General features: G+C 73.5%; 8 protein-coding genes. 5 read left to right on the top strand and 3 right to left on the bottom strand.

Annotated features, from left to right (window positions below; translation table 11 throughout):
* Positions 1-633 (top strand): fused MFS/spermidine synthase (locus tag RIF68_RS22120; RefSeq protein WP_309053026.1); only part of this gene is annotated, 633 nt, incomplete at its 5' end.
* On the opposite strand, the gene RIF68_RS22115 is transcribed toward RIF68_RS22120, so the two are convergent.
* Complete coding sequence (locus tag RIF68_RS22115; protein WP_309053025.1) at positions 595-1,917, bottom strand: MFS transporter; 1,323 nt, start codon at positions 1,915-1,917, stop codon at positions 595-597. The genes RIF68_RS22120 and RIF68_RS22115 overlap by 39 nt on opposite strands.
* A gap of 80 nt (positions 1,918-1,997) precedes the next feature.
* Positions 1,998-3,113: a hypothetical protein gene (locus RIF68_RS22110; RefSeq protein WP_309053024.1), complete on the bottom strand. Its 1,116-nt coding sequence runs from the start codon at positions 3,111-3,113 to the stop codon at positions 1,998-2,000.
* Between the two features lie 119 nt (positions 3,114-3,232).
* Here RIF68_RS22110 and RIF68_RS22105 point away from each other — a divergent pair, with 119 nt between their 5' ends.
* The 3 genes from RIF68_RS22105 to RIF68_RS22095 all read left to right on the top strand — a co-directional run bounded on the left by RIF68_RS22105 (position 3,233) and on the right by RIF68_RS22095 (position 5,083).
* Positions 3,233-3,685, top strand: a complete 453-nt coding sequence (locus RIF68_RS22105; RefSeq protein WP_309053023.1) for a DUF4442 domain-containing protein — start codon at positions 3,233-3,235, stop codon at positions 3,683-3,685.
* A 111-nt stretch (positions 3,686-3,796) separates the two neighbouring features.
* Entirely contained in the window at positions 3,797-4,216 is a 420-nt protein-coding gene (locus RIF68_RS22100; protein WP_309053022.1) for a helix-turn-helix transcriptional regulator, read from the top strand.
* Positions 4,217-4,420: 204 nt separating this feature from the next.
* Positions 4,421-5,083 carry a DedA family protein gene (locus RIF68_RS22095; RefSeq protein WP_309053021.1) on the top strand — a complete coding sequence of 221 codons (663 nt, stop codon included), beginning with the start codon at positions 4,421-4,423 and terminating at the stop codon, positions 5,081-5,083.
* A gap of 180 nt (positions 5,084-5,263) precedes the next feature.
* Here the strand turns inward: RIF68_RS22095 and RIF68_RS22090 are convergent, their stop codons facing one another.
* Positions 5,264-5,791: a gamma carbonic anhydrase family protein gene (locus RIF68_RS22090; protein WP_309053020.1), complete on the bottom strand. Its 528-nt coding sequence runs from the start codon at positions 5,789-5,791 to the stop codon at positions 5,264-5,266.
* A 119-nt stretch (positions 5,792-5,910) separates the two neighbouring features.
* On the opposite strand from RIF68_RS22090, the gene RIF68_RS22085 reads away from it, so the two are divergent.
* On the top strand, positions 5,911-6,669 hold the full coding sequence (locus RIF68_RS22085; protein WP_309053019.1) for an acyltransferase: 759 nt from the start codon (positions 5,911-5,913) through the stop codon (positions 6,667-6,669).
* The last annotated feature ends 149 nt before the right edge of the window (positions 6,670-6,818 follow it).

Genomic DNA, 6,818 nt, shown 5'->3' with positions numbered 1-6,818 from the left:
GTCCTGCATCTGGGAGGCGGCGGGCTGACCCTGCCCCGGTACGTGGCGGTGACCCGGCCCGGCTCCCGTCAGGACGTCGTGGAGGCCGACCGGGGCCTGCTCGACCTGGTCGCCGAGCACCTGCCGCTGCCGGCGGGCTCCGGGGTCACCGTGCACGCGGCGGACGCCCGCGCCTGGCTGGAGTCGGCGCCCGCCGCCTCCGCCGATCTCGTCGTGGGCGATGTCTTCGGCGGCTCCCGCGTCCCCGCGCACCTGACCTCCGTCGAGTACGCGCGCCACGTCCGGCGCGTCCTGCGGCCCGGCGGCGTCTACGCCGCCAACCTGGCCGACGGGTCGCCCTTCGCCTTCCTGCGCTCGCAGCTCGCCACCTTCGCCCGGGTCTTCCCCGAGCTGGCCCTGATCGCCGAGCCGGGGGTGCTCCGCGGACGCCGCTTCGGCAACGCCGTGCTCGTCGCCTCCGACCGGGCGATCGACACCGCCCGGCTCACCCGGCGCACGGCGGCCGACGCCTTCCCCGCGCGGGTGGAGCACGGCCCCGCCCTGGAGCGGTTCGCCGGCACCGCGGCGCCGGTCACGGACGCGGGGGCCGTCCCGTCACCCGTTCGCCCGGACGGAGCCTTCGGCATCGGCTGACACCGGTACGGCGCCGCCGCCCGCGACCTCCTTGGTGTGCGAACGGCGCGTCAGGTTCCGTACGTCCGGCACGAGCAGCACCAGCGCGGTGACCAGCGTCATCAGCGCCACCGCGCCCCACAGGGCCTCCCGCCGGCCGAAGGCCTCCTCCGCCGGTCCGGCCAGCGCCGTGGACAGCGGCAGCAGGGCGGTCGAGCCGAACCAGTCGTAGGCGGAGACCCGGGACAGCTTCTCCTCCGGGATCTCCTGGTGCATCGTCGTCATCCACGAGACGCCGAACACCTCGATCGCCACTCCGCTGACGAACATGGCGAGGGTGAGTCCCGCCGCGTCCAGCGGCACGGCGAGCGCCGCCGAGGGCAGCGCGATCGGGAAGACGCACAGGGTGCCGACGAACAGCAGCCGGCGCGGTTTCCAGCGGGTCATCAGGACCGCGCCCGCCAGGGTTCCCACACCGTAGGCGGCGAGCGCGATGCCCCAGGGGCGCGCGCCGCCGAGTTCGTCGCGCGCCACCATCGGCCCGTACACCGCCTCGACGGCCCCGATCAGCGCCACCACGACCGAGAACTGGGCGACGATCGACCAGAGCCAGGGCCGGCCGACGAACTCGTGCCAGCCCTCGCGGAGGTCGGAGAGCAGTCCTCCGCCGGGCGCCCGCTCGGGGATGCCGCTCACGTCGAGGAAGGCGCGCAGGGCGCCGGCGACGGCGAAGGCGAGCGCGTCGACGGCGAGGACCCAGCCGGGCCCGAGGAAGGCGACGAGCGCGCCGCCGAGCGCCGCGCCGCCGATACCGGCGCCGTGCATGGCCATCCGGTAGACGGCGAAGGCCCGCCCGGCCTGCTCGCGGCTCACGCTCGCCATGAGCATGCCCTCGGCCGCCGGGTTGAAGAAGGCCTGCCCGGCCCCGCAGAGGGCGGTGAGCACCATCATCTGCCAGATGCGGGCCTCGCCGGTGATCACGAGGACGGCGAAGAGGGCCTGCGAGACGCAGTTGAGGGCGTTCGCGGCGACCATCACCCGGTGCCGGGGGAACCGGTCGGCCACCGCCCCGCCGATGAGCAGGAAGAGGACCAGCGGCAGGAAGCGCGCCATGGCCACCATGCCGACGTCGCCCGTGCTGCCCCCGGAGTCGAAGACGGCCCAGGTGGTGGCGATCAGGGCGCCGTGGGCACCGAGGTTCGTCGCGATGGTCGCGGCGGTCAGCAGCACGTAGTTGCGGCCGGCCCACGCGGGGCGCCGGGAGCGCGCCGGGGGGTGGCCGGGGGAGGCGGCGGGAGTGGTCACCCGGGGACTATCCCTGGCGGCCGCCCCTCCTGCCAAACCGATATCCGGACGGCGGGGACGCCGCCGTCCGGAGGGCGGGCTCAGGACTCCGGCGCGAGCCGGACCGTGGACAGGATCTTCTTGATCGTCTCGTCCGGCACCTCGTCCTTCACGCCGTCGGCCCCGTAGAGGACCCACGTCGAGAAGTCGCCCTTCGCGTTCTTGAAGGTGAAGGCGATCGACTTGCCGTCCGTCTCGCACTTGTTGCGCTTCTTCACATTCGGCGCGAGCGCCGTGGACATGCTGCCCTTGAGCCCGGAGGCCGTCGTGTACGGCACGGCCTTCGTGATCTTGATGGTCTTCTGCGGCATGTGCTGCGCGTAACCGCCCCACACCCACGTGCCGGCCTCGCTGAACGCAGCCTCGGAGGTGTTCTTGGCGCCCTGCCCGCCCTTGGTGCCGGCGGTGGCCAGACCCCAGGTCTCCTCGGTGCCGTTCTTGTCGACGTCGTAGGTGCACCACTTGGTCTTCAGATGAGTCGGCCCCGACATCGTGACCAGCGGGCTGCCGTCGTTCTTCTTCTCGTCCTCGAAGTAGGTGACCGAGCCCGGCTTGCTGACCTCCCACTCCGGCGGGACGTCGAAGAGGGTGCCGTACTTGGGGTTGTGCACGACCTTCCAGCCCGGGATCGTCGGCTGCTGCCCGGCGCCGTCACGCGGGTTGTCGACGGTCGGCGGGGGAGAGCCGGGCGTCTCCTCGCCGGGCCCCATGGTGGCGCTGGCGGGCGGCTTGGAGTCCTGCGCGACCGGCTGCTTCTCGTCCTCGCCGCCGAGCACCAGATAGCCCGTCACACCGGCGGCCACGACGACGGCGGTGGCGGCGGCGATCGCGACCAGGGTGGTCTGCTTCTTCTTCCCGTCACCGGGCCCGGCGGGCTGCGCCGGCCCGGGCATCGCGTACTGCGGCACGGTCGGCTGCTGGTACGGGTTCGGCTGGGCGTACCCCGGCTGCTGCGGCTGCTGGGGGTATCCCTGCGGAGGGCCCGGCTGCTGCGCGTATCCGGGCGGGGCCGGCTGCTGGGGCTGCTGCGGGTAGCCGGGCTGGGCCGGCGGCTGCTGATACGGGTTCGGCTGCTGGTATCCCGGCTGCTGGTACGGATTCTGACTCTGGTCCTGCGGGTTCTGCTCGCCCCCGGGCGGCTGCTGTCCTGGCCACATGGCCAGTAACCATAGAGGTGCGGAGGCGGCCCGGCCACGCCCGCCCCCGTACGCCCCGCGCGGGAGGAGCCGCGCGAAGGGATGGCCAAGGCTCCTACTGGTGGGTAACATCGCGCTCCATGAGCGCAGACCAGATGTCCGTCGGCGAGATGCTCGCCGCCACGGTCCCCATGGCAGGAACCCTCAACCTGGAGTTCCTGGAGACCACCGCCGAACGCGCCGTCGTGCGCCTCCCGGACCAGCCCGCCTACCACAACCACGTCGGCGGCCCGCACGCCGGAGCCATGTTCACGCTGGCCGAGTCCGCGAGCGGCGCCATCGTGCTCGCCGCCTTCGGCGACCAGCTCCAGCGTGCCGTTCCCCTCGCCGTCAAGGCCGAGATCGGCTACAAGAAGCTCGCCATGGGCGTCGTCACCGCCACCGCCACCCTGGGCCGCCCGGCGGCCGAGGTCGTCGCCGAGCTCGACGCGGGCGAGCGTCCCGAGTTCCCGGTCCACATCGCGATCACCCGCGCGGACGGCGCCGTGACCGGCGAGATGACGGTCGTCTGGACGCTCCGGCCGAACAGCTGATCCCTGACGGCGTCGCCCTGCGTCCGGTCCCGTACGCGGAGCCCCGAGGAGGCGGTCGGTGCGCGCGCGGAAGCCGTGCCCCGACCGCCTCCGTCGTGCCAAGGTGGACCCGTGAACCTGGAAGACCTCGTCCGGCTGCGCCGGGCCCGCGACCGGATGGACCGTGAGTTCGCGGAGCCGCTCGACGTCACCGCCCTCGCGCGGGGTGCGCACATGTCGCCCGGGCACTTCTCCCGCAGCTTCCGCGCCGCCTTCGGCGAGACGCCGTACAGCTACCTGATGACGCGCCGCGTCGAGCGTGCCAAGGCGCTGCTGCGCCGGGGCGACCTGTCCGTGACGGAGGTCTGCTTCGCGGTCGGCTGCACCTCGCTCGGTTCGTTCAGCACGCGCTTCACCGAGCTGGTCGGCGAGAGCCCCAGCGCGTACCGCGCCCGCGACCACGGGGACGCCGCCGCGCTCCCCGCCTGCGTCTCGAAGATCCACAGCCGCCCCGTGAGGAACGGCGGGACGCGGACCCCGCCCCTGACCTGACGGACGAGGGCGCCGCCGCGCGAACCGTGCCCGCCGCCCTTCCCCCGACCGGGTAGGCTGCCCCGGCGCGCCCCGGGCGGCGCGCGCCGGCGCCCGCCCGTGACCACGGCCGGCGCCGGACCGGTGCGGCGCCCCGGAGAACACCGGGGAACGGGTCACCGGGCGCCGGACAGCGGCAGGCAGTCGAAACGGGAGGAAAGCGCGTTGCACGTCCAGGAATGGCTGGAGACGATCCCCCCGATCGCCGTCTACGTCCTCGTCGGTGTGGTGATCGGCCTGGAGAGTCTGGGCATCCCGCTCCCGGGCGAGATCGTGCTCGTCAGCTCGGCGCTGCTCGCCTCGCAGCACGGCGACATCAACCCGTACGTGCTCGGCGGCTGCGCCACCGCGGGCGCCATCATCGGTGACTCGATCGGCTACGCCATCGGCCGCAGGGGCGGCCGGCCGCTCCTCGCCTGGCTCGGGAAGAAGTTCCCCAAGCACTTCAGCGAGGCGAACATCGGGCTCGCGGAGCGGTCCTTCCAGAAGTGGGGCATGTGGGCGGTCTTCTTCGGCCGCTTCGTCGCCCTCCTGCGCATCTTCGCCGGACCGCTCGCGGGCGTCCTGCACATGCCGTACTGGAAGTTCCTCGTCGCCAACGTCTTCGGCGGCATCCTCTGGGCCGGCGGCACCACCGCCGTCATCTACTCGGTCGGCATCGTCGCCGAGGCCTGGCTCAAGCGCTTCTCCTGGCTCGGCCTCGTCCTCGCCGTGCTCGTCGGCCTGACCTCGATGCTCATCATCAGGAACCGGGCGAGGAAGGCGGCGGCGGAACAGTCGGCCACCGCCCCCGAGCAGCGGCCCGAGCCGGTGGCGGTCGGCGACTGACCGGCGTCCGTACGGCACACGGAGGGCGGTACCCGGCACCGGGTACCGCCCTCCGCGGCGTACGGAGACGAAGGCGTACGGGCACGAAGGCGTACGGGCACGAAGGCGTACGGGCACGGGTGCGGCGCGGTCGGCGCCTCGCGCGTCCGGCGCGGCCCCTCGAAAGAGCCCTCGTGCCGCTCAGCCCCCGAACGCCTCGGCGTGGCCCTTGGCCAGGTCCAGGTACATCTCGGCGTTGAGCCGGATGCCCGCCCGCTCCTCCTCCGTCAGCGGACGGCGGACCTTCGCCGGAACGCCCGCGACCAGCGAACCGGGCGGCACCTCCATCCCCTGGGGAACGAGCGCCTGCGCCGCCACCAGCGACCCGGCGCCGATCCGCGCCCCGTTGAGCACCGTCGCGCCCATGCCGACGAGCACGTCGTCCTCGATGACGCAGCCGTGGACGGTGGCGTTGTGGCCGACGGTCACACGGTCGCCGATGGTGACGGGGAAGCCGGGGTCGACGTGGACGGTGCAGTTGTCCTGGATGTTGGAGTCCTCGCCGACCACGATCGGGCCGCAGTCCGCGCGCAGTACCGCGTGGTACCAGACACTGGCCCGGGCGCCGAGCGTGACCTCGCCCAGGACCACGGAGGTGGGGGCGGTGAACGCGCTCGGGTCGACGCGCGGTTCCCTGCCGCCCACTGCCCTGATCAACGCCTCTGTCATGGTTCGCTCCTGATCGTCCGTGAGGGTGTCGCGCCAGGCGGCAGCCTATGCCGTGCCCATGACGGACATCACAGCGCACCGCACTGATCAGGTACGACGGTGAGGACTACCGTGGCCGGGTGCCCAGGAACAGAAACGCGTTCTCCTCCCTCGCCGCCTGGCGGCGCCGGGTCGTCGCCCACGCGCTGCAGGGCGGCTGGCGCTGGGCGCAGCAGGCCGGCGCCGTCACGGCGGAGCACCCGGGGCGGCTGCGGTTCCGGCGCCTCGGCGCGGGCACCCGGCTCGCCTTTCCGCAGGGCACGGTCTTCGGGGAGCGGTGGATCGAGATCGGCGAGTGCTGCATCATCGCCGAGCAGGTCACGCTGACGGCGGGCATGATGCCCGGCCTCGACCTGGGCACGGAGACGGTGCTGACCCTCGGGAACGGCGTCGTGCTCGGCAGGGGCAGCCACGTCATCGCGGACACGACCGTGACCATCGGCTCGGACACCTACTGCGGGCCGTACGTCTACATCACCTCCACCAACCACAGCTACGACGACCCCGACGAGCCCATCGGCCGCCAGTGGCCCCGTTCCGAGCCCGTCTCCATCGGCCCCGGCTGCTGGCTCGGCACCGGCGCGGTGATCCTGCCGGGCGCCCGGATCGGGCGGAACGTCGTCGTCGCGGCGGGCGCGGTGGTACGCGGCGAGGTCCCCGACCACGCCGTGGTCGCGGGCGCTCCGGCGAGGGTGGTGCGCCGCTGGGACGCCGAGAACGGCTGGCAGCCGCCGCTGCGCACCCCCGCCCCGGTGCCGCTGCCGGCGGACGTGACACCCGAACAGCTCGCCGCCCTGGCGGCCTGGGAGATCGAGCAGGCGGCCGGCGCCTCCTCCTAGGCCACCGGAGGGCGAGACCGCGCCCGTGGGGCCGAGGGCCAGCGCCTCGTGGAAGGCGAGCGCGGCCGCAGGCCCGACCACGCCGGCGTACGGGAGACCGGGCACGCCACTCGTGGCCAGGACGGACAGGGCGGTCGGGCTTCCCCGCG

Origin of the sequence: Streptomyces sp. (assembly GCF_031178505.1) — a bacterium.
In the GTDB taxonomy this organism is placed as follows: Bacteria; Actinomycetota; Actinomycetes; order Streptomycetales; family Streptomycetaceae; genus Streptomyces; species Streptomyces gulbargensis.
Note: the sequence above shows the minus strand (reverse complement) of the source record. Positions and strands in the feature narration are given on the sequence as shown.